Here is a 25,879-nt window from a genome sequence, read left to right as displayed (position 1 = left end):
GAGGCGAGCTGATCCGGCGACCCCGGCGCCGTGATGATCACGTCCGCCAGCCGCAGCAGGCGAGCGGGGACGCCGGGACCGCGGGTCACGATGAGCGGCTCGATCATGGCGCGGCCACCGGTTCGGTCCGGCGGTGCCGGCCGGGCTGGGGCAGCTCGAGGAGGCGGTAGAGATGACGGCGCAGTCGTTCGCCGGCCTGCCCCGGGTACGAGGTGAGCCGCGCCGCCACCGCTTCCGTGTCGATCGGCCGGGCATTCCGCAACTGTCGTTCCAGCGGCTCGTCGAGGTGCAGGCGCGCGGCCTGCTGCCCGACGAGTTCCTGCGCGGTGCCGGGCGCGCATTGTGAAGACCACTCCCGGTCCAGTCGCATGGTCGGCACCCCGGCCGCTGCCGCGTAAGCGGTCACCGACCCGTGGTCGCCGATCACGTGGTCGGCCGCCGCGATCAGCGCTCGCCAATCCTCGGCGGGCTCGGGGAGGATCAGTCCGGCCCGGCGGCAGTCCGCGGTCCACGCCCGTACCTGGCGGAGCCCATGGGCCCAGACGGCCGGGTGCAGCAGGGCCGCGACCCGGAACCGTTCCGGGGAAAGACCGTCAAGCAGGCGGGGCAGCAGGTCGTGTGTCGTTCCGAAGATTCCGTCGCGTCCCCAGGTGGAACTCACCACCACCAGTCGCTGATCGGTACCGATCCGCCAGGCGCTGCGGTAGGCCTCGCGCTCGGCCCGGCTCCGAACCAACTTGTCGAAGCAGATGTCGCCGGTCACCACGGCGATCGGCAGGGCCGCTGGGCACTGCCGGCGCAGCACCTCCCGCTCGGACTCGTGGGCCAGCATCAGCGCGGACGGCAACACCCGGCCGCCCTGAACCAGCCGCTGTGCTTCCAAGCCGTAGACCAGCGCCGGCCCGGCCGGTGGTCCGCCTCGGTCGAACGGCCGCGCGGTCTTGCCGTGCCCGGCGCCGTGCGGCATGAGGACCAGCGGTGCGTGGATCTCGGCGAGCCCGTCGTACGCGGCGGCCAGCGCCAGATCGAAGCGCTCGCGCGTGGCCTGCTTCCAGGGCACGAGCAGTGCGCCCAGCCCGCGCAGATAGTCCTCGACGCCGGGGTTGAAGATGTCCGGCGCAACCGTGAAAGCGACCTGTACCCGCGGGTCCGACTCCACCAGTTCGATCACGTCGAGCAGCCGCTGCCCGCTGACCATGGTGTGCACGATCGCGAGCACCTTCCGGCATCCGTCCCGCGAGACCCAGCGCTCCGCGTCGATGCCGATCGGCACCGACAACCACTCCATCTCCATGTTTCCGCCCCCCTGTCCGGCTTGTCAGGCAAGCGTCCGAAGAGGACCGGTCAGCGGGTTGGTTCGTGAGCTTGCAACTCGCTTGCACGGTCACTGGCAAGCGCGTGTCAGATCTCGCGCAGTACGCAACTCGCCGAGTGGCGATCAGGGCGCCAACGTGAACACACTGAGTAGCGGAGCCACTACCCAGGGGAGGGTGCTGTGTGGTTCGGCGTTCTCGGTCCGACAGAGCTGTGTGACGACGAGCGATCGATTCCGCTCGGCGCGGCCAAGCAGCGCGGCCTGCTCGCCATTCTCCTGGTGCACGCCGCACGACCGGTCAAGATGGACGTTCTGGTCGAGCACCTGTGGGCGGCCGGACGGCCGGAGTACCCGCGGCAGGTCGTCTACTCGCTGGTGAGCCGACTGCGTGGGGTCTTCGACCGGCATGGTGTGCCGGCCAATCTCCTGAAGCAGGGCAACGCGTACCGGTTGGACGTCGATCCACGCATGGTGGACCTGCACCGATTCCGCATGCTGGTGGAGCAGGCCCGGCAGGCGCTGCACAGCGACCGGCCCGGTGCTGCCGTGTCCGATCTGGAACAGGCGGTCGGGCTCTGGCGTGGCGATGAGGCGGTGGCCGAGCTGCGGGGTCCGTCCGCCGAACAGCTGCGCCGGGAGCTCGACGAGGAGCGCCTCGACGCGCGCCGCCTACTGGCCGCCGGCTGGCTGCGCGTCGGCCGTCACGACGCGGTGCTCGCGGACCTGCCCGAATTGAATCGGGCGCATCCGACCGATGTGACGCTGGCCCGGCTGTGGATCGGCGCGCTGTGCGCGGCCGGCCGGGAGGACGACGCCCGCCGCTACCTGACGACGTTCCAGAAGAACTTCCGGCGGGAGATGCACGCCGATCCGGGCATCGACATCGAGGAGATCCGTGCCGTTCGTCTCGTCCCCGGCACCGCACGTCCCCGGCAGATCCCGTACGACAGCCCCGGTTTCGTCGGCCGGGCGGCGTTGCTGGCCGCGATGGACCGGTTCGCCGAGCCCGGGACCGGCCGCCCCAACGTCCTGGTGGTCACCGGCATGCCGGGGATCGGCAAGACGACCTTGGCGATTCGCTGGGCCCGGCGGCATCTCGGGCACTTCCCGGACGGGCAGCTCTACCTCAGAGCCGGTGCGTTCGGGCCCGGGTCGCCGGTCGATCCCAAGGAGGCGCTCGCCCGGTTCCTGCACGCGCTCGGTGTCCCGCCGGACCGGATACCGGAGGACGCCGACGATCGGCGGCACCGGTTCAACGACCTGTTGGAGGGGCGTCGGGTTCTGGTTGTCCTGGACGATGTCGCGACAGCCGAGCAAGCTCGGCCGCTCATCCCGTCCGCCGCGACCTGCCTGACGGTCATCACCAGCCGAGACAGACTGACCGGCCTCGCTGTCCGGGAGGGTGTACATCACGTCGTCAGCGACCCGTTGGCTGACGCCGAGGCCCGAACGCTGCTGACAGGGACGATCGGCGAGCAGCGCGCCGCGGCCGAGCCGTCCGCGGTCGACCGGCTGGCCGCGCTTGCGGGTGGCCTGCCGCTGGCGGTGCGGATCGTCGGAGAACATGTGGCGGAACGGTCCCGTGCCAGGATCGCCGAGCTGGCTGATGAGCTGGGCGAACGTCTGCTCTGGGCGCACGCCGGAGGCGGCGACCTCAGCACGATCTTCGACTGGTCGTACCGCAAGTTGGAACCTGAGGTCGCGACCATGTTCCGGCGGCTCGCGTTGCACCCGGGCGCCAGAGTCAGCCGGGATGCCGCCGCGGCGCTGGCCGGGGTGAGCCGGCGGGAGGCGGAATTCGCCCTGGATCGGCTGGCCCGGGCCAACCTGGTGGAACACGACAGCGCCCGGTATTACCGGCTCCACGACCTTCTCCGGCAGTTCGCGCTCGCCTGCTGCGAGGCCGACGAACCGCCGGCCGTGGTCGCCGAGTGCCGGCGTGCCCTGATCACCTGGTACCTCTCTTCCGCGGCGAACGCGGCAACGGTCCTGGCCCCGAAACTCGATCCGGTACCCGACCTGCCGGTCGCGCCGCCGAACGCACTCGTGTTCGCCGACAGCGCGGTCGCGATGGCGTGGTGCACGGCCGAGCGTGGCAATCTGGGCGCGGTCGCCCGGGTGGCCGCTCAGCACGGCCTGCATCGGCCGGCTTGGCAGATCCCGGCCGCGATCCATGAGATCTACACGCACAGCGGTCGATACGACGACCTCATTCACCTGAACCGGCTCGCGGCCGAGTCCGCCCGGTCGGACGGGCACGTCTTCGGCGAGTTCGCCAACTTGAACAATCTCGGCTACGCGTACTGCGTCACCCATCAGTACGAGCGGGGCATCGCCGCCCTGACCGCCGGCCGGGCCCTCGCCAGTGCGGTGGGCGATGCGCTCGCCGAGGGCATCTGCGCGCACAACCTGGGAGTGGCGTATCTGAGCATCGGCGACACCACCCGTGCCATCGACACGCTCGAGCAGGTCAGGTCGGTCTTCCAGCGGCTGGGCCGGGCGTTCAGGGAAGCGGGTACCTTGCACCGGCTGGGCGACGCGTACCGGCTGGACCGGCAACCGGAGCGTGCGCTGGCGGCCTATGCCGAGGCTCTGACCATCCGGGAGACGCACGACGAGGTTCGTGGCCAGGGCCGGACCCATCATCGGCTGAGCGAGTTCTACCTGGACGCCGGAGACCTGACCGCTGCCGCCGGGCACTGCGCCAAGGCTCTGGCCTGCTTCGATCGGGAGCAGGACGACGCCGGCCGGTGCGACGCCCTGATCAACCGCGCCGACATCGAACTGACGGCCGGATCCGGGTCGGCGGTCGCCCACGCGCGGGCCGCCGTGGCGGCCTGCGCCGATCTGGGCGACTCCTATCGCAACGTACGGTCGTTGGCCGTGCTGGCCGATGCCCTGACCGACGCCAAAGCGATCGCCGAGGCCGACCGGGTCCGCGCCGGCGCCCTGCGAACGGCCGCGGAGCTGTCCGGCCCCGACGCGGAACCGTTGATGGCCCGGCTGCTCAGAGGGACTCGGCGTTGACCGTGTGGATGGCCTCGGTCAGGGCGGCCAGACCGGTGCGGGCCTCATCCTCGGTCAAGGTCAGCGGCGGCCCCATCCGGATCACGTTGTTGTACAGGCCGCCCTTGCCGACCAGGAGGCCGTTGCGGCGGCACTCGTCGAAGACGCGCAAGGTCGCGGCCGGGTCGGGGTCGGTGGTGCCGGGGCGGACGAACTCCAGCGCCAGCATCAGGCCACGGCCGCGGACCTCGGCGACGATCGCGGTCTCGGAGGCCAGCGGCCGGAGGCCGTCGAGCAGGATCGTGCCGACCCGCTGGGCGTTGGCCTGCAGGTCGTGCGAGAGCACGTAGTCGAGCACCGCGTTGCCGGCCGCCGCCGAGATCGGGTTGCCGCCGAAGGTGGAGAAGCTGATCGCGGGGACCGCGTTGATCACCTCGGCGCGGCCGGCCACGCCGCCCAGGGCGAAACCGTTGCCGATGCCCTTGGCGAAAGTGATCAGGTCGGGTACGACGCCGTGGGCCTGGTAGCCCCAGAAGTGTTCGCCGGTGCGGCCCCAGCCGGTCTGCACCTCGTCGGCGATGAGCAGGATGCCGGTCTCGTCGAGCACCTTCCGGTAGGCGCCGAGCATCCCGTCGGGCGCGTGCACGAAACCACCGACGCCCTGGATCGGCTCGGCGATCAGCGCGGCCACGTCGCCCGCGGTCACCGTGGCCAGGGTCTCGCGCAGCTCCTCGACGGCCACGTCGAGCTGGTCCTCGTCGGTCAGCCCGGCCATCCGGCCGCGGATCCGGTCGCCGGACGGCAGCCAGGACACCTGCACGGGGTTGAGCGAGCTGGCCGACCAGCTGCGGTGCCCGGTGACCGCCATCGTGCCGAAGCTGCGGCCGTGATAGCTGTTCTTGATCGCGAGGATTTGATTGGACTTGCGGATGTTGGTGGCCATCAGCAGGGCGGCCTCGTTGGCCTCGGTGCCCGAGTTGGTGAAGAAGACTCGGGCGTCGGGGATGCCCGAGACCCGGGCGATCTTCTCGGCCAGCTCGACCTGCTGCCGGATCAGGTAGAGCGTGGACGTGTGGACCACGCCGGTGCGCAGCTGCCGTTCGACGGCGTCGCGGATCTCCGGCACGTCGTACCCGATCATCGTGGTCAGCACCCCGCCGAAGAAGTCCAGGTAGGTGCGCCCGGCCGCGTCGGTCACGTGCCGCCCCGAGCCGGACACGATCTCGATCGCCTCGTCGCCGTAGTAGACCGGCATCCAGCCCGGCATGACCGCGTGGTGCCGGGCCAGAAGGTCGTCGTTGGTCATTGCAGCCTCCGGTTATCGGAACGTTGAGCGGCCGAAGCCAGGATCGTGGCGAGTTCGTCGAAGCCGTCGGCGACCAGTCCCACGGTCACCCGCACGTGGTCGGTGGCCGGCGGCGTGACCAGGAAGGGCGCGCCGGGGGCGACGCTGATGCCGTGCGCGGCCAGCGTGACCAGCGCCTGCTGCTGGTCGTGGACGGTCAGCCACAGGTTGATGCCGTCGTCGGCGGTGGCCTCGGCGCCCCGCCGGTCGAGCGCGGCGAGCAGGCCGGTCCGGCGGCGGGCGTATTCCGCCCGGGCCGAGGCAACCTGTGCGCGCGCAAGATCAGAGGTCAGCAGGTCGAGGAGTACGGCCTGCAGCAGCCGCGACGACCAGCCGGGCCCGAGCAGCCGCCGCGCCGCCACCGCGTCGATCAGCCGGGCGGGCCCGCCGACCGCCGCCAGCCGCAGGTCCGGTCCGTGACTTTTCGAGAACCCGGCGATGTGTACGGTGCGGTCAGGCAGATGCGTGCCGACGCTGACCGGGGGAGCGGTGGCGATGTCCCCGGCGTGATCGTCCTCCACCACCAGCACATCTGCCGGCAGCCGGGCCGCGAGCGCCGCCACGTCGTCGGCCGACATCGAGGCGCCGGTCGGGTTGTGCGCCCGGGGTTGCAGAAACACGGCCACCGGATCGGCTTCCAGAGCGGCCGGGGAAAGGGGAACGACAGTGGCCCCGGCCGCGTCGAGCAGATCCAGCAGCGGCGGGAAGGTCGGATTTTCCACCACGACGCGATCTCCGAAGCGAACGACCGCGCCGATGATCCGATCCAGGGCGTCCAGCGCGCCGTCGACCACGGTCAGCGACGCCGGCCGGTAGGGCCAGCGCTCGCGTAGGACCGAAGCCAGCTCCGGCAGCACCGGCTCATCGAGATAACTGCTGGTCAGCCGCCCGTCCCCGACCCGCTTCAAGGCGTCCGTGAGATCTGGCAGCAGATCGTGATCGGGTACGCCGGAGGACAGGTCCCGGTCCAGCGCCGGCCCGCCCAGCTGCGTGTACCGCAGCCGTGGCCGGTCGAGGGCCGCCACGAACGTCCCGGACCGCCCGCGGGTCTGTATGGCGCCGGCCCGCAGCAGGCTCTGCCACGCCTCGGAAACGGTCGTCGGGCTGACCCCGAGCTCGCGCGCGACGACCCGCACGGTCGGCAGCCGGGCCCCGCTGGGCAGGTCGCCGGCCGTGATCAGGCGGCTGACGGCGGCCGCCAGCCCGCGGGCGCTGCGGTCCTCGACAGACTCGGTGATCAAGGCGAGCAAATTACTTCTCCGAAACAATGCGTAACGATGAGGCAATTGTTCGCCGTCATCTGTGTCGTAACGTTCTACCACCTCAGATGTCAAGGTCCCAGGGACGATGACAGGTGGTGGTCAGACGATCACACTGTTCTGGTGCCGGGTGATGCGTATCTGTGCTCAGAGCAAGGCCGCTTGCTCTGAGCACAGATACGCATCACCCGCGGGCCAGACACGCCACCGGCAACAGAGAGGGGCCGAGCTCATGACCGACGTCGTCCGCGCCGCCCTCGTCCAGACCAACTGGACGGGCGACAAGGAGTCGATGATCAAGGCGCACGAGGACTACGCGCGGGACGCCGCCGCGCAGGGCGCCAAGGTGATCTGCTTCCAGGAGCTGTTCTACGGGCCCTATTTCTGCCAGGTGCAGGACGCCGCCTACTACGAGTACGCGGAATCCGTCCCCGGCCCCACCACCGAACGGTTCCAGGCCCTGGCCCGCGAGCTCGGCCTGGTCATGGTCCTGCCGATGTACGAGCAGGAGCAGCCCGGCGTCCTCTACAACACCGCCGCCGTCGTCGACGCCGACGGCACGTACCTCGGCAAGTACCGCAAGAACCACATCCCGCAGGTCAAGGGCTTCTGGGAGAAGTTCTACTTCCGGCCCGGCAACCTCGGCTACCCGGTCTTCGACACCGCGGTCGGCAAGGTCGGCGTCTACATCTGCTACGACCGGCACTTCCCGGAGGGCTGGCGGGCACTCGGCCTCAACGGCGCCCAGATCGTCTTCAACCCGTCGGCCACCAGTCGTGGCCTGTCCTCGTACCTCTGGCAGCTGGAACAACCGGCCAGCGCGGTCGCCAACGAGTACTTCATCGGCGCGATCAACCGCACCGGTGTCGAGGACCTGGGCGACAACGACTTCTACGGCCAGTCGTACTTCGTCGACCCGGAGGGCAAGTTCGTCGGGGCGGTCGGCGACACCCACAACCCCGAGCTGATCGTGCGCGACCTCGACCTCGGCCTGCTGAACACGGTCCGCGACCGCTGGCAGTTCTACCGGGACCGGCGCCCGGACAGCTACGACGGGCTGGTGACACCGTGAGCACGCTGATCAAGGGCGGCACGGTCGTCGGGCCGACCGGTCCGTACGCCGCCGACGTCCTGGTCGACGGTGAGACGATCGCCGCCCTCTTCGCGCCGGGCCGGGCCCCGGACGGCCCCGAGGTCATCGACGCCACCGGCAAGTACGTGATCCCGGGGGCCATCGACGCGCACACCCACATGCAGATGCCGTTCGGGGGTACGGAGGCCAGCGACACCTTCGACACCGGCACCCGGGCGGCGGCGATCGGCGGCACCACCACGATCATCGACTTCGCCATCCAGCGCTACGGCGAGGTGGTCCAGGACGGTCTGGCCGCGTGGCACCAGAAGACGGCCGGCCGGTGTCACATCGACTACGCCTTCCACATGATCGTCGGCGGCGTGGACGACGACGCCCTCAAGGCCATGGACCAGCTGGTCAACGACGAGGGCATCACCAGCTTCAAGCTGTTCATGGCCTACCCGGGCGTCTTCTACTCGGACGACGGGCAGATCCTGCGGGCGATGCAGAAGGCCCGGTCCAACGGCGCGATGATCATGATGCACGCGGAGAACGGGCCGGCCATCGACGTGCTCGTGAAGCAGGCGCTGGAACGCGGCGAGACCGACCCGATCTACCACGGGATCACCCGGCCGCAGGAGCTGGAGGCCGAGGCCACCAGCCGGGCGATCTGGCTGGCCAGTGTGGCCGCCGACTGCCCGCTCTACATCGTGCACCTCTCCGCGTCCAAGGCGCTCGAACAGGTCCGGGCGGCCCGGGACCTGGGCCGCAACGTGTTCGCCGAGACCTGCCCGCAATACCTGTACCTGACCCTGGAGGACCAGCTCGGCGCGCCCGGCTTCGAGGGGGCCAAGTGGGTCTGCTCGACCCCGCTGCGCAGCGGCAAGGAGAGCCACCGGGCCGATCTGTGGCAGGGCCTGCGTACCAACGACCTCTCGGTGGTGTCGACCGACCACTGTCCGTTCTGCATGAAGGACCAGAAGGAGATGGGCGTCGGCGACTTCTCCAAGATCCCGAACGGGATCGGCAGCGTCGAGCACCGGGTCGACCTGCTCTACCAGGGCGTGGTCGACGGCAAGCTGTCGCTGGCCCGCTGGGTCGAGACGATCGCCACGACACCGGCCCGGATGTTCGGGCTCTACCCGCGCAAGGGCGTGATCGCACCGGGATCGGACGCCGACATCGTCATCTACGACCCGGCCGTGCGGACCCGGATCAGCGTCGAGACCCACCACATGAACATGGACTACTCGGCCTGGGAGGGCTGGGAGATCGACGGCGGCGTGGACACCGTGCTGTCCCGGGGCGAGGTGATCAGCCGGGGTGGCGAGTACCTCGGCCGGGCCGGGCGCGGGAACTACGTCAAGCGCGGACTCTCCGACTACCTGATCTGAGGAGGCCGCATGGACATCGGTGTGGTGTTGCAGAACGATCCGCCGGCCAGGCAGGTCGTCGAGTACGCGAAGCAGGCCGAGGCGCTCGGTTTCAGCCACGTGTGGACGTTCGACTCGCACGTGCTGTGGCAGGAACCGTTCGTCATCTACTCGGCGATTCTTGCCGCCACGCAACGAGTGGTGGTCGGCCCCATGGTCACCAACCCGGGCACCCGGGACTGGACGGTGATCGCCGCCCAGTTCGCCACCCTCAACGAGATGTACGGCAACCGCACCATCTGCGGCATCGGCCGGGGCGACTCGGCGCTGCGGGTGATCGGCAAGCCGCCGAACTCGCTCGCTCAGCTGCGCGAGAGCATCGGGGTGATCCGCGATCTCGCCAACGGCCGGGCGGTTTCTCTGCGCGGCCGCGAGTTGCGCCTGGACTGGGCCGCGGCAAGCCGGCTGGAGGTCTGGGTCGCCGCCTACGGGCCGAAGGCTCTCGCGCTCACCGGCGAGGCCGGCGACGGCTACATCCTTCAGCTCGCCGACCCGGACATCGCGGAGTGGATGATCAAGGCGGTCCGCCGAGCCGCGGCCGACTCCGGGCGCGATCCGGCGGCGATCAAATTCTGCGTGGCCGCACCGGCCTACGTCGGCGACGACCTGGCCCATCAACGTGAGCAGACGCGATGGTTCGGCGGCATGGTCGGCAACCACGTGGCCGACATCGTGGCCCGCTACGGCGGCGACGGGGCCGTACCCAAGGCATTGACCGACTACATCAAAGCCCGCGAGGGGTACGACTACAGCGAGCACGGCCGGGCCGGCAACACGCACACCACATTCGTGCCGGACGAGGTGGTCGACCGGTTCTGTGTGCTCGGCCCGGTCGCCGGCCACGTCAAGCGGCTGACCGAGCTGCGGGACCTGGGCGTCGACCAGTTCGCCGTCTATCTCCAGCACGACGCCAAGGAGGAGACGCTGTCCGCCTACGGATCCGACGTCATACCGGCGTTCTCGTGAGGAGGGTCCTCTTCGCGATCGGTGGACTGCTCATCTTCGTCCTGCTCTGGGAGGGGTACAAGGCCGTCGGTGACCCCGACGGGACGGTGCTGCTCGGGGTACGGGTCCTGCCCCGGGCCGACGACCTGTCCATGCCGCACGTGTGGACCGTGCTCTCCCGCCTCGGGCAGCCGGAACTGACCGGCGGAAGTCCGGTGTGGACCGTGGTGCTGCGGGCCTGCCTGTTCACGCTGGGCATCACGGCCGCCGGGTTCGCCGCCGGCACGGTCATCGGTCTGCTGCTGGCCGTGGCCATGCAACGGTTCGTGATCGTGGAACGCGGGCTCCTTCCGTACGTCATCCTCTCGCAGACCGTGCCCCTCGTCGCGCTGGCGCCGCTCATCGCGGGCTGGGGCGGCACCATCCTCCCGGCCTGGGCGACCGTCGCGGTGATCGCCGCCTACCTGGCCTTCTTCCCGGTCGCCGTGGGCATGCTGCGCGGACTGCAGTCGCCGTCGGCGGCCGGCGTGGAGCTGATGCGCAGCTACGCCGCCGGCTGGTGGCGCACACTGGTCAAACTCCGCCTGCCGGCGTCGCTGCCCTACCTGTTCCCCGCGCTGCGGCTGGCCGGCGCGGCCGCCGTCGTGGGCGCGGTGGTGGGGGAGATCTCGACGGGTACGCGCGGAGGAATCGGCCGCCTCGTCATCGAGTACGCCCGGGAGGCGACCTCGGACCCGGCCAAGGTCTACACCGCCATGCTCGGCGCCGCCGTCCTCGGACTGGTGGTCGCCGGCCTGGTCAGTCTCCTGGAACTGCCGCTGATGCGGCACCGACGGCGGGTGGAGGTGGCGACGCTGTGACAACGGTTTCGTCGACGGCCGTTTCCCTCAGCGGCGTCACGAAGGTGTTCAACGCGGGCCGCCCCGACGAGGTGACAGCGCTGTCCGACGTGGACCTGACCGTCGGGGCGGGCGAGTTCGTGTCGCTGATCGGCCCGTCCGGCTGCGGTAAGAGCACACTGCTGCGGCTGATCGCCGATCTGATCCCGCCCACGTCCGGCTCGGTCTCGGTCGCGGGGGACACGGCCACCGCGGCGCGCCGCAAGCAGGAGTACGGGATCGCGTTCCAGCAGGCGGGTCTCTTCGAATGGCGGACGGTCCAACGCAACGTCGAGCTGCCACTCGAACTCCGCGGCATGTCGCGCACCTCGCGGAACGCGCGCGCCCGGGAGATGCTCGACCTGGTCGGGCTGGGTGACTTCGCGAAACACTATCCGGCCCAGCTGTCCGGCGGCATGCAGCAGCGGGTGGCGATCGCCCGGGCGCTGGCCGTGTCACCGCCGCTGCTGCTGATGGACGAGCCGTTCGGCGCCCTCGACGAGATGACCCGCGAACGCCTCCAGACCGAGCTGCTGTCCATCTGCGCGAAGACCGGCGCCGCGGTGGTCTTCGTGACCCACTCCATCTCCGAGGCGGTGTTCCTGTCACGCAAGGTCGTGGTGATGTCGCCGCGCCCCGGCCGCATCACCGCCACCATCGACGTCGCCCTGCCCGACCGCGACGAGACGGTCCGGCAGTCCGCGACCTACTTCGACACGATCACCTCGGTACGCAAGGCGCTCCGCGGATGATCCGCCGCCTGCTCCCGCCTCTCGCCTTCGGCCTCCTGCTGCTGGCCGCCTGGGAGCTGACCGTCACGCTGGGCCGGGTCGCGCCGTTCATCCTGCCCGCGCCCAGCGCCATCGGGCGTGAGCTGATCGCCCAGCGCGGCAACATCTGGGACGCCGCCCTGGCCAGCGGCACCAACGCCCTGATCGGCCTGTTCTGCGGAGCCGCGCTGGGCGTCCTGGCGGCCATGCTGACCAGCCGGTCGGCGGCGTTGAGCGAGGCCAGCGTGCCGTTCGCCGCGGTGCTCAACGCGCTGCCGATCATCGCGCTCGCCCCGATCCTCAACAACATGTTCGAGTCGACCAGCAGCCTCCCCCGCCGCATCGTCGCCGCGATCATCGTGTTCTTCCCGGTCTTCGTGAACACCCTCCGCGGACTCCGCGAAGTCCGGCCCGTACACCGGGAATTGATGGAAAGCTATGCCGCCACCGGCTGGACCTTCGCCCGCAAGGTCCGCCTCCCCGGCGCGCTGCCCTTCGTCTTCACCGGCCTGCGACAGGCGTCGTCGCTGGCCGTCATCGCCGCGGTCGTCGCCGAGTACTTCGGCGGACTGCAGGACGGGCTCGGCGCGCGGATCACCTCCGCCGCGTCGTTCACCGCGTACCCCCGTGCCTGGGCCTTCGTGGTCGGCGCCTGCCTTCTCGGACTCGTCTTCTACCTGACCACGCTCATCGTCGAACGACTCGCGATGCCCTGGAGATCCCATGCGTAAATCCCGCCTGTTCCTGGCCTCCCTTCTGGTTCTCGCCGCCTGCGGCACCGCCGACACCCCCGCCACGCCGACCGCCTCGGGCGGCGCTCTCGCCCCGGTCAAGCTCCAGCTGCAGTGGTTCTACCAAGCTCAGTTCGCCGGCTACATCGCCGCGGTCGACCAGGGCTTCTACAAAGAGCAGGGGCTCGACGTCCAGCTGCTCGAGGGCGGCGTGGACATCGTGCCGCAGACCGTGCTCGCCCAGGGCAAGGCCGACTATGCGGTCGCCTGGGTGCCCAAGGCCCTCGCCTCCCGCGAGCAGGGCGCCAACATCACCGACGTCGGGCAGATCTTCGCCCGCAGCGGCACCTACCAGGTGGCCTGGAAGGACAGCGGCATCACGTCGGCCGCCGACTTCAAGGGCAAGAAGATCGGCAACTGGGGCTTCGGCAACGAGTTCGAGCTGTTCGCCGGCATGACCAAGGCCGGGCTCGACCCCGGCCAGGACGTCACCCTGGTCCAGCAGCAGTTCGACATGCAGGCGCTGCTCAAGAAGGAGATCGACGCGGCCCAGGCGATGAGCTACAACGAGTACGCCCAGCTGCTGGAGGCGGTCGACCCGGCCACCGGCAAGCCCTACACGCCCGACAAGTTCCAGATCATCGACTGGAAGACGGCCGGCACCTCGATGCTGCAGGACGCGGTGTGGGCCAGCACCGACAAGCTGAACGACCCGGCGTACCAGCAGCAGACCGTGAAGTTTCTGACCGGCACGATCAAGGGCTGGGCGTTCTGCCGGGACAACGCCGAGAAGTGCCGCGACCTGGTCGTCGCGCGCGGGTCGAAGCTGGGCAAGAGCCACCAGCTGTGGCAGATGAACGAGACCAGCAAGCTGATCTGGCCGTCCACCACCGGCATCGGCATGATCGACGAGGCGGCCTGGAAGCAGACCGTCGACCTGTCGATGAGCACGAAGAACCAGACCGGCGACACGGTCCTGACCAAGCAGCCGGCCGGTCTGGCCTACACCAACGACTACATCAAGCAGGCAGTGGAGCAGGCCAAGTCCAACGGCGTCGACGTCAACGGCGCGACCTTCCAGCCCCAGACCGTGACCCTCTCACCCGGCGGCGCGTAGGCCTTTTCCTGCCGGCCGCCTTTTCCTGCCGACGCCCGAGCCTGCCGGCCACCCGAGCCTGCCGGCCACCCGAGCCTGCCGGCCACCCGAGCCGGCGGGCCGAGCCGGGCTCTGGGCGCTGTCTAGCTCCCGGGCGATCTCTAGGAGTTCGGCGACCGCACGAAGAGCCCCAGCATCCCCGACAGGGCCGACGAGAACACCGTCACGATCACGTCCGGGCTGGTGCTCTCCTTGCCGTCCACTACGGTCCAGATGATCCCGGCCAGGGCGATCACCAGCACCACCGACAAGGCCAGAATAAGAATCTTCCAGAGCGTCCCCATCTCGGTAGCGGCCGGCGGCGGCACACTGTTCGCCGCGGCCGCCGCCCCGATGGCCGCCTTGACCTCGACCGACTCTCCCGCCGCCCCCGCCATGGCGTCCCGCACCATCTGCTGCACAGTCATCGCGCTCTCTCCTCCTCAGTGACTCGCAGGGGGAGGAGCGCCGATCTTGCCGGGCAGATACAGATCATTCGGTGCTCCTCTCCACCCGGAGCTTCCCTCCTGCCGGTGGCGCCTCCTCGGCCGGTGGCTTCCCTCCTGCCGGTGGCGCCTCCTCGGCCGGTGGCTTCCCTCCTGCCGGCGGCGCCTCCTCGGCCGGCGTCTTCCCCCTGCCGGCGACTCTCCCTTCGGCCGGCGGCCTCCCTCCTGCCGGCGGCGCCTCCTTGGCCGGCGGCCTCCCGCCAGCCGGTGGGGTCGTGCGGCCGCGCATCTTTCGGCCGGCGAGGTCTCCCTTGCCGGCGCGTCTGCCTTCGCCTGCGCATTCATCTCGGTCGGCGACTCTCCCTTCGGCCGGCGGGCTTCTTCGAGCCGAGCCTTTCGGCCTGTGCCTTTCGGCCTGCGCTTTCCGGCCTGTGCCTTTCGGCCTGCGCTTTCCGGCCTGTGCCTTTCGGCCTGCGCTTTCCGAGCCGAGCCTTTCGGCCTGCGCCTTTCCCTTCGGCCCGTGCCCTATCCGGCGGCTTCGAGGGCCGGGGCCAGCGGGGTGAGGGCTTTGCGGAGCAGGTCGGGCAGAGTGCCGGAGACCACGACCAATCCGGGTACGCCGGACGGCCGCAACCACTGGCGGAGCGCCACCTTTGTCGCCGCCGCGACACTGGTGGCCAGCACCTGGGCGACGAGTGGGTCGGCGCCCTGGGACATGGACCCGTTGCGCGCCCGGTGAACGCAACGCTCCACGATGGCCTCGGCCAGCGGACCCTCGATCGACGCGACCGTGTCGACGTAGCAGGAACGCAACGCCGGGCTGCTGGTGATCATCAGGATGGTGTCCATCGCGTGTTCGCCCGGGGCGGCGTGCTGCGTCACCACCGCCTCGATGACCGCCTCGGCCAGCGTGCCGGCATCGGAGTGGTCGATGACCGCGTCGGCGATGCGGGCCGCCCGGTCGGCGACGACCGCCGCCACGATCGCCTGCTCGCGGCTGGAGAAGTAGTTGTTGTACGTCCGCGGTGAGACCCCCGCGGCCTCGGCGATGTCGTCGACGCGCACGTTGTCCGGACCGTGCTCCAGGGCCAGTCGCAGCGCCGCCGCGCCCAGTGCCGCCCGCGTCGCCTGCTTTTTCTGTTCCCGCAACCCGCTCACAAACCTCAGCTTGACACGAAAGATGCGTGCACGCAAACATGCGTGCACGCACTTTTGTGGGAGGTTGACATGCGCGCCAAGGGCATCGCCTACGACACCGGTTTCGTCGTCGACGGTCGAAACTCGATCGAGCACCTGGATCCCGACCGGGTCCGCCGAGAGCTGCGGATCATCGCCGAAGACCTGCACTGCACCGCCGTCCACCTGATCGGCGCCGACCCGTCGCGGTTGGCCCTGGCCGGCCGTTTCGCCGCCGAACTGGGCTTGGAGATCTGGTTCTCGCCGTACCCCATCGGCCACACCCCCGACGAGATCCGCGACCTGTTCAACGCCTGCGCCGACGAGGCCGAACGCCTCCGGGCCGCAGGCGCCGAGGTCGTCTTCGTCGCCGGCGTCGAGCTGAGCCTGATGGCCCGCGGCTTCATCCCCGGCGACACGCTGCCCGACCGCCTGGCCCACCTCTTCGGCGGCGCCGCCACCGGTGCCGATCGCGCGCGTGCTCGGCTCGGTGGTGATGACGGCGACGGGGCTGGTGGCGGCGACGGGGCTGGTGGCGGCGACGGGGCTGGTGGCGGCGATGGGGCTGGTGGCGGCGTGGGCGCCCGGCTGGGTGGTGACGCCGGCTCCGAGGTTGGTCGGGTGCGTGGCGACGCTGGCTCCGGGGTTGGTGGCGGCGTGGGCGGTCGGCTGGGTGGTGACGCTGGCTCCGAGGTTGGTCGCGGCGTGGGCGCCCGGCTGGGTGGTGATGAGGGCGCCGGGGCTGGTGGCGGCGTGGGCGCCCGGCTGGGTGGCGACGCCGGCTCCAGGGCCGATCGCATCGCGGACGTTCGTACCCGGCTGAATGGGTTTTTCCGCGAAGCGCTGCCTGGCATTCGCGCGCGGTTCCACGGGCGGGTGACCTACGCGGCCATCCAGTACGAGGGCGTCGACTGGGAACCGTTCGACATCATCACGTACGAGCTGATCCGCTCGGCGGCGGTGGCCGACCGCTATCGCGAGGGGGTTCGCACACTGGCGGCGAGCGCCAAGCCGCTGGCCATCACCGGGTTCGGCTCGGCCACCTGGCGCGGCGCCGGAGATGTGGCCCAGCACAGCATGGACATCCTGGAGCATGACCCGTCCACCGGACTGCCGCTGCGGCTGAGGGGCGACTACGAGCGCGACGAGCGGGAGCAGGCCGCGTACATCGGCGAGCTCTTGACCATCTTCGACGAAGAGGGCGTGGACAGTGCGTTCGTGCACCTTTTCGCGCTGGGCAATTATCCGCATCGTCCCGACGGCGACCCGAGGTATGACCTGGACATTGCCAGCCCCGGGGTGGTCAAGGTCTACGAAGACCGCATGGGTGACACCTATCCGGACATGCCGTGGGAGCCGAAGGCCGCCTTCGCAACGATCGCCGACCGCTATGGCCGGGGTGTGACGCGGGGGGCACACCACCGGGCGTGACGCGGGAGGTGCACGGCCGGGCGTGACGCGGGAGGTGCACGGCCGGGCGTGACGCGGGAGGTGCACGGCCGGGCGTGACGGGAGAGGCGCACGGCCGGGCGTGACGGGAGAGGTGCACGGCCGGGCGTGACGGGAGAGACGCACGGCCGGGCGTGACGCGGGGAGGCGCACGGCCGGGCGGCCCGTGATCGGTGCTCAGCGGTCTCGCTTGCGGCCGCGGGCGCCCAGCGGGACCTGGGACATGTCGACCGTCTGGACCTTGACGTCCTTGTACGCGTACCCGTGCTCGTCGAGCCAGGTGATCGCCGCCAGTTCGGCCTCGGTGGCCGCCGTCGGGATGTCCTTCTCCTCGGCCGCCTCGAGCGCGAACCGGAACGCGAAGTTCGGCCGCACCGACAGGTCGTAGGTCAGGTGGCCCTCGGGGGTGTAGACCGTGTGCAGGAAATCGTGGGCGGCCTGGCCGGCGACCAGGGCGGCACGCTGGTCGCCGGTCAGGTCGGCGAAGGCGCCGCGGACGGTCACCCGAATGGTGCGCTGGCTCATGACCGCCGACGCTAGCGGTCCGGTCCGGGCAGGACGAGGGAATTTGTCGCGGGCCACGCCTGGAGGGGCGGCAGCGAAGAAGACCGGGAACAAAGGAGACCGAGGAGTCAGGAGTCAGGAGTCAGAGGTGAGGGGGAAGGCGGCCGAGAGGCGAAGGGGGCCGACAGATGGCGGGGGCCGGCGGGCCAAACGGCGCCAGGGGATGAGCGGGGGCCGGGATCAGGGGCCGAGGAGCCAGCGATGCGGGGCGGCCAGCTTCTGCGCCTTCGGCGGACCCCAGGATTTTTGCGGGTACGAAATAAGGCGTGGCCGGGACTCGAGGAGCGGCGTGACCACCTTCCACGCGGCGGCCAGGCCGTCGGGGCGGGTGAACAGGGAACGGTCGCCGATCAGGACGTCGTGGATCAGGCGTACGTAAGGGGGAAGGGGTTCGGCGTCGGGCAGCCGGCCCAAGGAGAGGCGGACCGAGGCCGGGTCGAGGGAGAGTGCCACGCCGGGCTTCTTGGCCTGCAGCGACAGGTCGATCTCGCCGTCGCCGGCCAGCGAGAACGTGAGGACGTTGGGGGCGGCCGCGGCGAACGGGCCGTCCGGCGTACGCAAGATCAGTGAGACCTGTTGCGCGCTCTGCGCGAGCCGCTTGCCAGTGCGCAACAGGAACGGCACGCCGCGCCATCGGGGGTTGTCGATCCATAGCCGGGCCGCGACGTACGTGTCGGTGCGCGACCGCGGCGCGATGCCCTTGATGTCCTTGTAGCCCTGGAACTGGCCGAGCACCACTTCGGCCGGGTCGAGCGGGCGGAACGCGCGGATGACCTTCTCTCGCGCGGCTTGCAGGTCTTCGGCGGCCAGCGACGCCGGCGGTTCCATGGCGACCTCGGCGGCCACCTGGAACAGGTGCGTGACCAGCATGTCGAGGACCGCACCGGTGGCGTCGTAGAAGCCGGCCCGGTCGGCCACGCCGAGCGTCTCGGGCACGTCGATCTGCACGCTCTCGATGTGCTGGCGGTCCCACATGGCGCCGATCATCTCGTTGGCGAAGCGCAGCACGTGCAGCTGCTGGGTCGCCTCCTTACCGAGGAAGTGGTCGATGCGGTAGACCTGATCCTCGTCCAGGATCTTGTGCACGAGACGGTCCAGTTTGCGGAAGCCGTCGGGCGACGTGCCGAACGGTTTCTCGTACACCACTCGTGCTCCCTCGGCCAGGCCGAGGTCACCCAGCGCCCGCGTGGTGTCGGGAAACGCGACCGGCGGGATGGCCAGGTAGTGCACGAGCTGGGCCCGGGTGCCGAGCTCGCGGTGCGCCTCCTCGATGACCGGCTGCAGGGTGTCGAAGCCGCCGCCGGCGAAGCGCAGCCGGCTCAGGAACTCCTTGGACGGCTTGCCGTCGAGGGCCTCGTGCACGTTGCGCTGGAACTCGTCGTGGGCGATGTCACCGCGCCCATTCCCGACGAGCATCCACTTCGCCGGCAGCAGGCCCTCTTCGGCGAGGGTGTGGAACGCCGGGAGGACCATCCGCCGGGCCAGGTCGCCGGTCGCCCCGAACAGCACGAACACCGTGGGTTGGGTCATGCGTGGAGTGTTCCCCGGAACGTGCCGCGGTACGCCTGCGGGGTGGTGCTGAGTCGCTGCGCGAAGTGGTGGCGCAGGGTGGCGGCGCTGCCGAAGCCCGCGCGTACGGCGATGCTGTCGACGCCCAGGTCGGAGTCTTCGAGCAGGCGGCGGGCGAGCAGCAGCCGCTGGCCGGTCAGCCAGTCGTGCGGGGTGGCGCCGGTCTCGGACCGGAACTTGCGGGCGAAGGTACGCGGGGCCATGTGCGCCAGCACCGCCATCGTCTCGACGGTGTGTGCCTCCTGCAGCGTCTCCAGCACCCGGGTCAGGACCGGCTGCAGCGTCTCGCACTCGACCGGCATCACCGGCGACTCGATGAACTGCGCCTGGCCGCCGTCGCGGTGCGGTGGCACGACCATCCGCCGGGCGATGGTGGTGGCGACGGCCGAGCCCTGTTCCTCGCGGATCAGATGCAGGCCGGCGTCCACGCTGGCGGCGGTGCCGGCGCTGGTCAGGATGGTGCCGTCGGCGACGTAGAGCACGCCCGGGTCGACCTTGGCCCGCGGGAACCGCGCGGCCAGCTCGTCGGTGTGCCGCCAGTGGGTGGTGCAGCGGCGGTCGTCGAGCAGGCCGGCCGCGCCGAGGGCGAACGCGCCGGTGCACACGCTCATCACCCAGGCGCCACGGGCGTGGGCGCGGCGCAGGGTGTCGAGGACTTCGGCCGGCGGCTCGCGGCCGGTGCCGTAGGGCACGATCGCGACCAGGTCGGCGTCGTCGGCCGGCGCGAGGTCGTGGTCGGGGACGATCGAAAACCCGGCATGGGTACGCACGGGAGCGCCGTCCGGCGTGCAGACGGTGTACTCGTACCCGGGCAGCCCCTCGGCGGTGCGGTCGTACCCGAAGAGCTCACACAGCACGCCCAGCTCGAAGACGGCGACGTCGTCGAGGGCGATCACGGCCACTTTCCGCAGCATGCCGACCAGCCTAATCGGAACTGGCAGGATTTTGTAGATGTGTGGCATCGCTGCCACTGTCGTCCTCCGCGGTGGCGGCGCAGACTTCTCCTGTAGGCAACAAAACCCCAGCTCAGGAGTGATCATCATGGCTCTCGGCGTGCTGCTTTTCCTCGTACTCATCGCCCTCGCCTCCCGGTTCGGCCTGGTCGCCGACAGCCGGGACAGCGCGGACTGGAAGCCCTCCCTCAACGGCACGCGCGCCGGTCGGTGGGAGTAGCCGGGCCTGTGCCCGGGCTCTCTGCTCTCGGCGAACACGCTCAGGGCGAACAGGCGGGTCAAATCCGGCCCGCCTGCCTAATGTCGGAGCATGAACCCGCAGAGTCGTTATGTGGTGCCGTCGTTCACCGAGCGGACCTCGTACGGGACCGCGTCCAAGGATCCGTACACCAAGATGTTCGAGGACCGCATCATCTTCCTCGGCGTGCAGGTGGACGACACCTCCGCCAACGATGTGATGGCCCAGCTGCTCACGCTCGAGGGCACCGAACCCGACCGTGACATCACCATCTACATCAACTCACCCGGCGGCTCGTACACGGCGATGACCGCGATCTACGACACCATGCAGTACGTCCGCCCCGACATCACCACGGTGTGCCTGGGCCAGGCGGCCTCGGCGGCGGCGATCCTGCTGGCCGGCGGCACCCCCGGCAAACGGCTGGCCCTGCCCAACTCCCGAGTGATGATCCACCAGCCCGCCCTCGGTGGCACCCAGGGTCAGGGCTCCGACCTCGAGATCCAGGCCAAAGAGATCATGCGCATGCGCCAGCAGATGGAACACCTGCTGGCCGAGCGCACCGGCCAGCCCCTGGAGAAGGTCGTCCGCGACATCGACCGCGACAAGATCATGACGGCCGACGAGGCCAAGGAGTACGGCATCGTCGACGTGGTCCTGCCCAGCCGCAAGAAGAGCCTGCTCGCCGCGGCCAGCGCCTGACCCCGGCGGCTCCGGGTTCTTCAAGGGGAAACCCCGATGGCTCCAGGCCGTCGGTCCACGCGAGGCTGCGACCATGACGAAGTTCCTCGCGTACGCCGCTCCGGCGCTGATGCTCGCCTACGGAGTGTGCCGCTGGGCCGACGGCCTCGACGGCGACCGGCACAACGGCATCGCCTGGGCGATCGGCCACGCCGCCTTCTGGGTCGCCATCGTCCTGTTCACTGTGCTGGCCGACCGCCTCCGCCGCGCTCACCCCGGCCCGTTGACCACGATCGCCACGGTGGTCACGGCCGCCGGGGCTGTCCTCTTCCTCTGGGTGATCACCCACGACCTGGTGTCCGCGTTCCCCAACGCCCCCGGTCTCGTGCAGAGCCTCGGTCCCGCGCTCTTCGAGGTCGGCCTGCTCACCCTGCTGATCCGGCACGTGGTGGCCGGCAGTCTGCCGATCTGGTCCCCGATCCTGGTCCTGATCGGCTTCGCGGCCATCCCGATCAACCTGGACCTGCTGCCCATCGCCGCCCTCATCGTCGGCGCCGGCCTGACGCCACTGTGGCTGGGCCGGCAACGTCAGCCTTCGGCCAGCGGCCCGTCCCGCTCCCCGGTGTGATCCACCTTCGACCGCGGGCGGAATCGGCACCTCCAGCGGCCCGTTCCGTTCCCCGGTGTGATCCACCTTCGACCGCGGGCGGAATCGGCACCTCCAGCGGCCCGTTCCGTTCCCCGGTGTGATCCACCTTCTACCGCGGGCGGAATCGGCACCTGCGGGTGTCACCGCTCCAGGTGAGCGGGTCGTCGATGTCCCGTGCGGTCACCGTGGCGGCGCTCGAAATTCTCATTCCAGCGAGTAGCCCACCCGATCCGCCGCAGTCAGCCCGTTTCTCGGCGCCGACCACCGCCGACCGGCCCCGCCCGCCGGATGGCGCGCCGCTAGATCGTCGCCTGGACGCCGCTAGATCGTCGCCTGGACGCCGCTAGGTCGTAGGCTGACGGCGCTGTGGACGGACAGATTGTGATTCTCAACGGGCCGCCGCGGGCCGGGAAGTCGAGCATCGCGGCGGTGATGCAGGGGACGTTCGACGGCGTGTGGCTGAACCTCGGGGTGGACGTCTTCATGCGGATGGCGCCCGCCCGGCTGGGGCCGGGCATCGGGTTGCGGCCGGGTGGGGAACGGCCGGATCTGGAGGCGTTCGTCGTCGAGGGGTACCGCGCGATGTACGCGTCGATCGCGGCGCACAGCCGGCTCGGGTTCAACGTGGTCGTCGATGCCGTGCACCACGATGACTACTCGCGACCGCTGGGAGTGCTGGCGCGATGTGCCATGCAGTTGGCCGGGCTGCCAGTGCTGTTCGTCGGGGTGCGGTGCCCGGTCGACGTCGCCCTGGAGCGGCGGCGCGCCACGTGGGGCGGTGCCGGTTTCACGCCAGGTTCGGGGGTACGCCATCCGGTCGAACTGTGGCATGAGGCCGTACACCGGCATGGGGTTTATGACCTGGAAGTGGACACCTCGGAGCTCAGCCCGGAGGAATGCGCCGAGCGGATCGCGGACCGGCTCGCGGCGGGTCCGGGTGAGGCGATCCGGCATGTGCGATGAGTTTCCGGGCCGGCCCGGGTTACAAGGGCATGAGTGACAACGAGAACGAGATCAGGGAACTGATTGTCCGCTGGGCGGCGGCCGTGCACGCCGGTGTGATGGAGGCCGTTCTGGATCGGCACGCCGACGACATTGTGATGTTCGATGTGCCGCCGCCCTACGAGGGGGTGCGCGGCATCGACGCCTATCGGGAGTCGTGGCGGCCGTTTTTCGCGTGGCAGGCGAGCGGGGCGCTCTTCGAGATCGTCGAACTGGCGGTGGTGGCCGGCGACGATGCCGGGTACGCGTACGCGTTGCTGAAATGCGGGCGGCCCGGCGAGATCGGACGGCAGCGGTTGCGCCTGACGGTCGGCGTACAGAAAAAGGAAGGGGTTTGGGTCGTTCAGCACGAACACCACTCCTTCACCGACGAGAGCACCGACGAGAGCACCGACGAGAGCACCGACGAGAGCAGCGACGAGGGCAGTAACGAGGGCAGCTACGAAAGCAGGGACGAGAGCGGGAGCGGCGCGGAAGAGATCCGGGCTATTCACGACGGCTGGTCACGGGCCACCGCGGCACGGGACCTGGACGCGATGATGGCGGACATCGCCGACGACGTCGTCTCCTACGAGCATCAGGAACCGCTCGAATATCGGGGCGCCGCCGCCGTCCGCGAATCGTGCCGGAGCGGGCTGGCCCCGAGCGCCGGCGACATCAGTTTCACCACCCCGGATCTGACCATTCACGTGGCCGGCGACCTGGCCGTCGCGTGGGGGCTCAACCACATGGGAGAAACCCGTTCCCGGGGTACGCGCGTCTTCCAGCGCCGCGCCGGCCGGTGGCTGATGGTCCACCAGCACGTGTCATTTCCCGTCGCGGCCCAGTAGCGGCCGCAACGCGTCCAGGACGGCCGGGTCCTCGATGGTCGAGGGCACCGGCTCGTCGCGGCCGTCGGCGATGCCTCGCATCGTCCCGCGGAGAATTTTGCCGGAGCGGGTCTTCGGCAGGGCGGGCACGACGTCGATGCGCCGCAGCGCCGCGACCGCGCCGATCTGCGCGCGGACCAGGGCGACCAGCTCGGCCGGATCGACCGTGGCGCCGGCCTTGAGCACCACCAGCCCGCGCGGCACCTGGCCCTTGAGTGGGTCGTGCACGCCGAACACCGCGCACTCGGCGACGGCCGGATGCGCGGCGAGCACCTCCTCCATCGCGCCGGTGGACAGGCGGTGGCCGGCCACGTTGATCACGTCGTCGGTGCGGCCCATCACGTACAGGTAGCCGTCGGCGTCGAAGCGGCCGCCGTCGCCGGTCAGGTAGTTGCCGGGGAACGCCGATAGATAGGACGCGACGTAACGCTGGTCGTCACCCCACAGGGTGGGCAGGCAGCCGGGCGGCAGCGGCAGGCCGATCACAATCGCGCCGTCGGTGCCGGCCGGCACGTCGGCGCCCGCGCCGTCGACCACGCGGACGCGGAAGCCGGGCACCGGGAACGACGGCGAGCCGGCGCGGGTCGGCAGCTCCTCGAGACCACGGGGGCCGGCCGCGATGGGCCAGCCGGTCTCGGTCTGCCACCAGTTGTCGATCACGGGTACGCCGAGCCGGGCGCCGGCCCACGCGTACGTCTCCGGATCCAGGCGCTCGCCGGCCAGGAAGAGGTGGCGTAGCGGGCTCAGGTCGTACCCGTCGAGCAGTTTGCCGTCGGGGTCCTCCTTCTTGATGGCGCGAATGGCCGTCGGGGCGGTGAACATGACGTTGACACCGTGTTGCGCGACGACCCGCCAGAATGCGCCCGCGTCCGGGGTTCCGACCGGTTTTCCTTCGTAGAGAACGGTGGTCGCGCCGGTCAGCAGAGGGGCATAGACGATGTACGAATGGCCGACCACCCAGCCGACGTCGGACGCCGCCCAGAAGACGTCGCCCGGCCCGGCCGCGAACACCGCCGCCATCGAATAGCGCAGGGCGACCGCGTGGCCGCCGTTGTCGCGGACCACGCCTTTCGGCCGCCCGGTCGTACCCGAGGTGTAAAGCAGATAGAGCGGGTCGGTGGCGTGCACCGCCTCGCATTCCGCCGGCTCGGCCGAACGCACGGCCTCGTCCCAGGTGACATCACCCTCCCGCAACTCGAAAAGCTGCTGCGGCCGCTGCTGGACAATGCGTTTCCGCGGCCGGTGGGTGGCGATTTCCAGTGCGGCGTCGAGCATCGGCTGATAGGGCACGACCCGCGTCGGCTCGACCCCGCACGAACTCGCCACGATCACGCTGGGCTGGGCGTCGTCGATGCGCGCGGCCAGTTCCTTGGCCCCGAAGCCGCCGAACACCACCGAATGCACCGCGCCGATCCGGGCGCAGGCGAGCATCGCGATCACCGCCTCGGGCACCATCGCCATGTAGATGACGACCCGGTCGCCCGGGGCCACCCCCTGCTGTTTCAGGGCGCCGGCGAAAACAGCGACTTCGTCGCGCAATTCCCGATACGTGTACGCCCGGAGCACGCCGGTCACCGGACTGTCGTAAATGAGCGCCGTCCGTTCGCCCGCCCCGGCGTCGACATGCCGGTCGAGCGCATTGTGGCAGGTGTTCAGCACGCCGTCCGGATACCAGCGGAAGATGGGGGCCGCGCTGTCGTCGAGAATCTGCTCCGGCGCGCGAATCCAGTCGATGGCCGTGGCGGCGTCCCGCCAGAATCCGATCGGGTCACGCATGCTGCGCTCGTACGCCTGCCGGTAGTCACCCATCATCAGCTCATCTTGCGCGCCGTTCACACTTGACGCCATGCGGTTCACGATCCGTCCGGCCACCCCCGCCGACCTGCCCGCCCTGCGTCCCCTGATCGAGGCCGCGACCACCGAGCTGCTGCGCCCGTTCCTGACCCCCGCCCAGGTCGCGTCCAGCCGCGCGATCATGGGCCTGGACACGCAGCTGATCGACGACGGCACCTATTACGCGGTCCTGTCCGGCCCGTCCTACGCCGGCTGCGGAGGCTGGAGCCGCCGCGCCACCCTGTACGGCGGCGACCATTCCGCCGGCCGCGACGCCGCGCTCCTCGACCCGGCCCGTATCCGCGCCATGTACACCCACCCGTCCTTCACCCGCCGGGGCGTCGGCCGCCTGATCCTGACCCGTTGCGAGCAGGCCGCCGCGGCCGAGGGCTTCACGTCGGTCAGCCTGATGGCCACCCTGGCCGGCCGCCCCCTCTACGAGGCGGCCGGCTACCAGCCGCTCGAGCACCTGACCGACGATTCCGGCGGCGCGCCCGTCCCTCTGGTCCGGATGCGCAAGTCGCTGCGCTGACGTTCCGGTCAGGTCCGGGCTGGGCC

Annotated in this window: 24 protein-coding genes; 15 read left to right on the top strand and 9 right to left on the bottom strand. The window is 70.3% G+C overall.

Translation table 11 applies throughout. The features are described 5' to 3' along the window. Nucleotides 1-103 precede the first annotated feature (103 nt). Complete coding sequence (locus ACGFIO_RS08405; protein WP_392823746.1) at nucleotides 104-1,294, bottom strand: hypothetical protein; 1,191 nt, start codon at nucleotides 1,292-1,294, stop codon at nucleotides 104-106. Nucleotides 1,295-1,495: 201 nt separating this feature from the next. Here ACGFIO_RS08405 and ACGFIO_RS08400 point away from each other — a divergent pair, with 201 nt between their 5' ends. Further along, on the top strand, nucleotides 1,496-4,342 hold the full coding sequence (locus ACGFIO_RS08400; RefSeq protein WP_392823744.1) for a BTAD domain-containing putative transcriptional regulator: 2,847 nt from the start codon (nucleotides 1,496-1,498) through the stop codon (nucleotides 4,340-4,342). On the opposite strand, the gene ACGFIO_RS08395 is transcribed toward ACGFIO_RS08400, so the two are convergent. Together ACGFIO_RS08395 and ACGFIO_RS08390 are read right to left on the bottom strand one after the other, a co-directional pair. Next, nucleotides 4,323-5,627: an aspartate aminotransferase family protein gene (locus ACGFIO_RS08395; RefSeq protein WP_392823742.1), complete on the bottom strand. Its 1,305-nt coding sequence runs from the start codon at nucleotides 5,625-5,627 to the stop codon at nucleotides 4,323-4,325. The genes ACGFIO_RS08400 and ACGFIO_RS08395 overlap by 20 nt on opposite strands. Next, nucleotides 5,624-6,907 (bottom strand): PLP-dependent aminotransferase family protein, encoded by a 1,284-nt coding sequence (locus ACGFIO_RS08390; protein ID WP_392823739.1) that lies wholly within the window; start codon nucleotides 6,905-6,907, stop codon nucleotides 5,624-5,626. Before ACGFIO_RS08390 ends, ACGFIO_RS08395 begins: the two co-directional genes overlap by 4 nt. Before the next feature lie 250 nt (nucleotides 6,908-7,157). On the opposite strand from ACGFIO_RS08390, the gene ACGFIO_RS08385 reads away from it, so the two are divergent. Genes ACGFIO_RS08385 through ACGFIO_RS08355 form a run of 7 tightly spaced genes read left to right on the top strand, consistent with a single transcriptional unit; the run spans nucleotide 7,158 to nucleotide 13,874 of the window. Then, nucleotides 7,158-7,997: a nitrilase-related carbon-nitrogen hydrolase gene (locus ACGFIO_RS08385; protein WP_392823737.1), complete on the top strand. Its 840-nt coding sequence runs from the start codon at nucleotides 7,158-7,160 to the stop codon at nucleotides 7,995-7,997. Next, a complete protein-coding gene (gene hydA, locus ACGFIO_RS08380) occupies nucleotides 7,994-9,394 on the top strand; it encodes a dihydropyrimidinase (protein WP_392823735.1) in 1,401 nt (466 codons plus the stop codon). Before ACGFIO_RS08385 ends, hydA begins: the two co-directional genes overlap by 4 nt. A gap of 9 nt (nucleotides 9,395-9,403) precedes the next feature. Further along, nucleotides 9,404-10,399, top strand: a complete 996-nt coding sequence (locus ACGFIO_RS08375; protein WP_392823732.1) for a TIGR03842 family LLM class F420-dependent oxidoreductase — start codon at nucleotides 9,404-9,406, stop codon at nucleotides 10,397-10,399. Beyond that, nucleotides 10,396-11,238, top strand: a complete 843-nt coding sequence (locus ACGFIO_RS08370; protein ID WP_392823729.1) for an ABC transporter permease — start codon at nucleotides 10,396-10,398, stop codon at nucleotides 11,236-11,238. The genes ACGFIO_RS08375 and ACGFIO_RS08370 overlap by 4 nt, the downstream gene beginning before the upstream one ends. After that, nucleotides 11,235-12,008: an ABC transporter ATP-binding protein gene (locus ACGFIO_RS08365; protein WP_392823727.1), complete on the top strand. Its 774-nt coding sequence runs from the start codon at nucleotides 11,235-11,237 to the stop codon at nucleotides 12,006-12,008. The genes ACGFIO_RS08370 and ACGFIO_RS08365 overlap by 4 nt, the downstream gene beginning before the upstream one ends. Next, a complete protein-coding gene (locus ACGFIO_RS08360) occupies nucleotides 12,005-12,757 on the top strand; it encodes an ABC transporter permease (RefSeq protein ID WP_392823724.1) in 753 nt (250 codons plus the stop codon). Before ACGFIO_RS08365 ends, ACGFIO_RS08360 begins: the two co-directional genes overlap by 4 nt. Continuing rightward, on the top strand, nucleotides 12,750-13,874 hold the full coding sequence (locus ACGFIO_RS08355) for an ABC transporter substrate-binding protein (protein WP_392823722.1): 1,125 nt from the start codon (nucleotides 12,750-12,752) through the stop codon (nucleotides 13,872-13,874). Before ACGFIO_RS08360 ends, ACGFIO_RS08355 begins: the two co-directional genes overlap by 8 nt. Before the next feature lie 140 nt (nucleotides 13,875-14,014). Here ACGFIO_RS08355 and ACGFIO_RS08350 read toward each other — a convergent pair whose 3' ends face one another. Beyond that, the gene (locus ACGFIO_RS08350) at nucleotides 14,015-14,320 is read right to left on the bottom strand and encodes a hypothetical protein (protein WP_392823719.1); all 306 of its coding nucleotides are present in this window, start codon (nucleotides 14,318-14,320) and stop codon (nucleotides 14,015-14,017) included. A 543-nt stretch (nucleotides 14,321-14,863) separates the two neighbouring features. Then, complete coding sequence (locus ACGFIO_RS08345) at nucleotides 14,864-15,403, bottom strand: TetR/AcrR family transcriptional regulator (RefSeq protein WP_392823717.1); 540 nt, start codon at nucleotides 15,401-15,403, stop codon at nucleotides 14,864-14,866. A gap of 12 nt (nucleotides 15,404-15,415) precedes the next feature. Here ACGFIO_RS08345 and ACGFIO_RS08340 point away from each other — a divergent pair, with 12 nt between their 5' ends. Continuing rightward, nucleotides 15,416-16,945 (top strand): hypothetical protein, encoded by a 1,530-nt coding sequence (locus tag ACGFIO_RS08340; RefSeq protein ID WP_392823714.1) that lies wholly within the window; start codon nucleotides 15,416-15,418, stop codon nucleotides 16,943-16,945. Between the two features lie 195 nt (nucleotides 16,946-17,140). On the opposite strand, the gene ACGFIO_RS08335 is transcribed toward ACGFIO_RS08340, so the two are convergent. The 3 genes from ACGFIO_RS08335 to ACGFIO_RS08325 form a co-directional block, all read right to left on the bottom strand. Further along, entirely contained in the window at nucleotides 17,141-17,488 is a 348-nt protein-coding gene (locus ACGFIO_RS08335; RefSeq protein WP_392823712.1) for a DUF6204 family protein, read from the bottom strand. Nucleotides 17,489-17,707: 219 nt separating this feature from the next. Continuing rightward, nucleotides 17,708-19,057, bottom strand: a complete 1,350-nt coding sequence (locus ACGFIO_RS08330) for a glucose-6-phosphate dehydrogenase (RefSeq protein WP_392823709.1) — start codon at nucleotides 19,055-19,057, stop codon at nucleotides 17,708-17,710. Beyond that, nucleotides 19,054-20,010 carry a GlxA family transcriptional regulator gene (locus ACGFIO_RS08325; RefSeq protein WP_392823707.1) on the bottom strand — a complete coding sequence of 319 codons (957 nt, stop codon included), beginning with the start codon at nucleotides 20,008-20,010 and terminating at the stop codon, nucleotides 19,054-19,056. The genes ACGFIO_RS08330 and ACGFIO_RS08325 overlap by 4 nt, the downstream gene beginning before the upstream one ends. Before the next feature lie 127 nt (nucleotides 20,011-20,137). Between ACGFIO_RS08325 and ACGFIO_RS08320 the strand changes: the two genes are divergently transcribed. The 5 genes from ACGFIO_RS08320 to ACGFIO_RS08300 all read left to right on the top strand — a co-directional run bounded on the left by ACGFIO_RS08320 (nucleotide 20,138) and on the right by ACGFIO_RS08300 (nucleotide 23,449). Further along, entirely contained in the window at nucleotides 20,138-20,269 is a 132-nt protein-coding gene (locus ACGFIO_RS08320; RefSeq protein ID WP_392823704.1) for a hypothetical protein, read from the top strand. A gap of 90 nt (nucleotides 20,270-20,359) precedes the next feature. Continuing rightward, nucleotides 20,360-20,989 (top strand): ATP-dependent Clp protease proteolytic subunit, encoded by a 630-nt coding sequence (locus ACGFIO_RS08315; protein ID WP_392823703.1) that lies wholly within the window; start codon nucleotides 20,360-20,362, stop codon nucleotides 20,987-20,989. Nucleotides 20,990-21,062: 73 nt separating this feature from the next. Continuing rightward, nucleotides 21,063-21,596: a hypothetical protein gene (locus ACGFIO_RS08310; RefSeq protein WP_392823701.1), complete on the top strand. Its 534-nt coding sequence runs from the start codon at nucleotides 21,063-21,065 to the stop codon at nucleotides 21,594-21,596. A gap of 387 nt (nucleotides 21,597-21,983) precedes the next feature. Continuing rightward, nucleotides 21,984-22,580, top strand: coding sequence for a chloramphenicol phosphotransferase CPT family protein (locus ACGFIO_RS08305; protein ID WP_392823698.1), 597 nt, complete (start codon nucleotides 21,984-21,986; stop codon nucleotides 22,578-22,580). A 29-nt stretch (nucleotides 22,581-22,609) separates the two neighbouring features. Beyond that, nucleotides 22,610-23,449: a YybH family protein gene (locus ACGFIO_RS08300; RefSeq protein ID WP_392823696.1), complete on the top strand. Its 840-nt coding sequence runs from the start codon at nucleotides 22,610-22,612 to the stop codon at nucleotides 23,447-23,449. On the opposite strand, the gene ACGFIO_RS08295 is transcribed toward ACGFIO_RS08300, so the two are convergent. Beyond that, on the bottom strand, nucleotides 23,426-25,297 hold the full coding sequence (locus ACGFIO_RS08295; RefSeq protein WP_392824349.1) for an AMP-binding protein: 1,872 nt from the start codon (nucleotides 25,295-25,297) through the stop codon (nucleotides 23,426-23,428). The two genes, ACGFIO_RS08300 and ACGFIO_RS08295, sit on opposite strands and share 24 nt — an antisense overlap. A gap of 37 nt (nucleotides 25,298-25,334) precedes the next feature. Between ACGFIO_RS08295 and ACGFIO_RS08290 the strand changes: the two genes are divergently transcribed. Continuing rightward, nucleotides 25,335-25,853: a GNAT family N-acetyltransferase gene (locus tag ACGFIO_RS08290; protein WP_392823693.1), complete on the top strand. Its 519-nt coding sequence runs from the start codon at nucleotides 25,335-25,337 to the stop codon at nucleotides 25,851-25,853. Nucleotides 25,854-25,879: the final 26 nt, after the last annotated feature.

It is taken from the genome of Actinoplanes sp. NPDC049265 (assembly GCF_043197135.1).
Lineage (GTDB): Bacteria > Actinomycetota > Actinomycetes > Mycobacteriales > Micromonosporaceae > Actinoplanes.
This window is presented reverse-complemented; position numbering and strand designations above follow the sequence as displayed.

Bases quoted from the DNA above. Each gene is read 5' to 3' on its own strand.
- ACGFIO_RS08405 (WP_392823746.1), bottom strand. From the start codon at position 1,294: ATGGAGATGGAGTGGTTGTCGGTGCCGATCGGCATCGACGCGGAGCGC.
- ACGFIO_RS08395 (WP_392823742.1), bottom strand. From the start codon at position 5,627: ATGACCAACGACGACCTTCTGGCCCGGCACCACGCGGTCATGCCGGGC.
- ACGFIO_RS08385 (WP_392823737.1), top strand. From the start codon at position 7,158: ATGACCGACGTCGTCCGCGCCGCCCTCGTCCAGACCAACTGGACGGGC.
- ACGFIO_RS08375 (WP_392823732.1), top strand. From the start codon at position 9,404: ATGGACATCGGTGTGGTGTTGCAGAACGATCCGCCGGCCAGGCAGGTC.
- ACGFIO_RS08360 (WP_392823724.1), top strand. From the start codon at position 12,005: ATGATCCGCCGCCTGCTCCCGCCTCTCGCCTTCGGCCTCCTGCTGCTG.
- ACGFIO_RS08355 (WP_392823722.1), top strand. From the start codon at position 12,750: ATGCGTAAATCCCGCCTGTTCCTGGCCTCCCTTCTGGTTCTCGCCGCC.
- ACGFIO_RS08350 (WP_392823719.1), bottom strand. From the start codon at position 14,320: ATGACTGTGCAGCAGATGGTGCGGGACGCCATGGCGGGGGCGGCGGGA.
- ACGFIO_RS08335 (WP_392823712.1), bottom strand. From the start codon at position 17,488: ATGAGCCAGCGCACCATTCGGGTGACCGTCCGCGGCGCCTTCGCCGAC.
- ACGFIO_RS08330 (WP_392823709.1), bottom strand. From the start codon at position 19,057: ATGACCCAACCCACGGTGTTCGTGCTGTTCGGGGCGACCGGCGACCTG.
- ACGFIO_RS08325 (WP_392823707.1), bottom strand. From the start codon at position 20,010: ATGCTGCGGAAAGTGGCCGTGATCGCCCTCGACGACGTCGCCGTCTTC.
- ACGFIO_RS08320 (WP_392823704.1), top strand. From the start codon at position 20,138: ATGGCTCTCGGCGTGCTGCTTTTCCTCGTACTCATCGCCCTCGCCTCC.
- ACGFIO_RS08315 (WP_392823703.1), top strand. From the start codon at position 20,360: ATGAACCCGCAGAGTCGTTATGTGGTGCCGTCGTTCACCGAGCGGACC.
- ACGFIO_RS08310 (WP_392823701.1), top strand. From the start codon at position 21,063: ATGACGAAGTTCCTCGCGTACGCCGCTCCGGCGCTGATGCTCGCCTAC.
- ACGFIO_RS08300 (WP_392823696.1), top strand. From the start codon at position 22,610: ATGAGTGACAACGAGAACGAGATCAGGGAACTGATTGTCCGCTGGGCG.
- ACGFIO_RS08295 (WP_392824349.1), bottom strand. From the start codon at position 25,297: ATGGGTGACTACCGGCAGGCGTACGAGCGCAGCATGCGTGACCCGATC.
- ACGFIO_RS08290 (WP_392823693.1), top strand. From the start codon at position 25,335: ATGCGGTTCACGATCCGTCCGGCCACCCCCGCCGACCTGCCCGCCCTG.